The sequence below is a fragment of the Pantoea sp. SM3 genome (assembly GCF_000963995.1).
In the GTDB taxonomy this organism is placed as follows: Bacteria; Pseudomonadota; Gammaproteobacteria; order Enterobacterales; family Enterobacteriaceae; genus Pantoea; species Pantoea rwandensis_B.
Map to the genome: position 1 here is coordinate 1 of NZ_JZRD01000083.1, position 1352 is coordinate 1352.

Annotated in this window: 3 protein-coding genes; all 3 read right to left on the reverse strand. The window is 55.8% G+C overall.

The genetic code is table 11. The features are described 5' to 3' along the window. Positions 1–356: 356 nt before the first annotated feature. The 3 genes from VI01_RS24500 to ycgZ all read right to left on the reverse strand — a co-directional run bounded on the left by VI01_RS24500 (position 357) and on the right by ycgZ (position 1348). Positions 357–623, reverse strand: coding sequence for a biofilm development regulator YmgB/AriR family protein (locus VI01_RS24500; protein ID WP_045816993.1), 267 nt, complete (start codon positions 621–623; stop codon positions 357–359). A 147-nt stretch (positions 624–770) separates the two neighbouring features. Continuing rightward, positions 771–1043, reverse strand: a complete 273-nt coding sequence (locus VI01_RS24505) for a hypothetical protein (RefSeq protein ID WP_045816994.1) — start codon at positions 1041–1043, stop codon at positions 771–773. A 104-nt stretch (positions 1044–1147) separates the two neighbouring features. Beyond that, positions 1148–1348 carry a regulatory protein YcgZ gene (gene ycgZ / locus VI01_RS24510; protein WP_045816995.1) on the reverse strand — a complete coding sequence of 67 codons (201 nt, stop codon included), beginning with the start codon at positions 1346–1348 and terminating at the stop codon, positions 1148–1150. Positions 1349–1352 lie beyond the last annotated feature (4 nt).

A 1352-nucleotide genomic window follows, 5' to 3' on the forward strand; every position in this document is an offset into this window, starting at 1 on the left:
GCGCCTTCTTAAGCCGGACCAGTATCTCACCCTTCACGAAATCACCAGCGCCCTGCACAGCATGGGCGAAGTGGCTGGTGCAGGCGTAATATGCGAAAGCTGCGACAAAGCCATCAGGCTGTTGGCTAAGCAGATGCACTGACCTTCAGATTCCTCCTGTTCTGACATACACCCTGGCGCACTGATGGTGACGTGCCACACTAAGAAGTGTGAAACTTTTAACTCGGGAGATGTCTGTGAAAGTCTGGATTGCTATAAGCCTTGTTGCCGCCGTCAGCTGCTCTGTATGGGCTTCGCAGGGGGGATTTGACTCCCCGGCTGCGATGGCCGCCGCACGTCAAGAAGCATAAGTAGCCTCAGAAGCCTTCGTCGTCTGGCGTTTTGCCCACTACGATCTCCAGCGCGCTGCGCAGTGTGTCGAGCTCAACTACGTCTGAAGTGCTCTCAAGCTCGGCGATAAGGTAAAGAATGATTGCTTTGCTGGTCACCTTTTTACCGTGAATGACGATGTCGCGGATGACGGCGTCCAGCACGGCAGTCTCTGCGGCCAGTGCGTCGCCGCCGCTGCGGAAGTGCTGAATGATGCTTGCTTCTGTAGAGGTGTGTTGTTCGTTTAGCTGCATGATTTTATCCGTCAGGCCCTGCGGGCAGAAGTGGCCAGGCTCAATGCCTGAAATAAAACGGCCCCCCCCCTGGGGGGCCGCATCCTGCGGGCGTCCTGCCTCTTTACGGTTAATACGGAAAGTCGTCCTTCAATTAATCCGCTACTATTAATTCTTACTGCTGCCGCCCGTGCCGTTCAGGGCGCCAAATGCCAGCACGGCGGCGTCGCGGCTTTCACGGGACTGAATAAATTCCGTCTGCACCTCGCCCAGCGCCATGGCTATTGCTTCACGCCTAACAGCAGTGGTTTCGCCGCTTTCCATGGCACGGAGTTGTCGTGCAACACTTTCTGCGCTGATGACGTCTTCGTTACTTAGTAGTACGACTACGGCCTCACCCAGCACTACATCAGCGAGGCGCATTAAATCTGTATTCTTCATACCCGCATCTTCCGGTTCATGCCCTCCGGGCAGGATGGCAGGACGGCCATTCCGGGCGGTCCTGAATGCATGCTGCGGGTCCCGCCTCAACACACCGGGGTAACTCAGCGTTCAAACAGCATGCCAATTAATGTCTGATAATGACGTTCTTCTTCCAGGCTCGCTGCCACTTCAAGGCGGCGCAGCAGTTTGGTACAAATAGCTTTACGGTTAAGGTTCTTGCCTGCGCGCAGGATTTCGACGACAATCTGCCCCAGCGTTTCCTGCTGGGTTGGCGCCGACGCTTTGCTGAAGTAATGCGCAATGTCG